The following is a 465-nucleotide window of genomic DNA, read 5'->3' as shown; positions in this document are numbered from 1 at the left end:
CCAGCCGTCCTGGTCACCAAGCACTACGCAACAACTTCGCAAGCTCGTTGCTGCTCCGTACTTGGCTCCCAATGACTGGACGCCGCGTTCGGAGGCCTACTTTGTTTTCCCTCTGGCGCACAAGGCACGCCGGGAAAACAGTGCGGCCTCGCGGCTACTGGGGTCTACCAGCCTTCGCTTCGCTCTCCATGGCTGGCAGCGATCGTGACGACCAAGTAGGCTTCGGTTACAAAGCCTGCTGGGGTGAGCATCGCCCCGATCAACAATTCAATGAAGGTACCCACGGATCTCAGGGGTAGCGCTTCTACCAAAAATGTTATCCAATAACACAGTTCGCGGGGGATACGGCGTAAGCGCCAGAGAATCAGCCCTCTTGCAGCTTACTGAGGGTGACGTTCCAAGGTAGCAGGGCCTCGATCTCTTCAACTGTACTGGCCCCACCAATGTGCTGCAGCACATGGTGGA

At 57.4% G+C, this 465-nt stretch carries 1 protein-coding gene; it reads left to right on the top strand.

The features are described from left to right. On the top strand, nucleotides 1-208 hold a 208-nt coding region (locus ACOCD2_RS23955; RefSeq protein WP_419591966.1), incomplete at its 5' end, for a hypothetical protein. Nucleotides 209-465: the final 257 nt, after the last annotated feature.

The organism is Thiolapillus sp. (genome assembly GCF_048562965.1).
Classification (GTDB): domain Bacteria; phylum Pseudomonadota; class Gammaproteobacteria; order Chromatiales; family Chromatiaceae; genus Thiolapillus; species Thiolapillus brandeum_A.
This window is presented reverse-complemented; position numbering and strand designations above follow the sequence as displayed.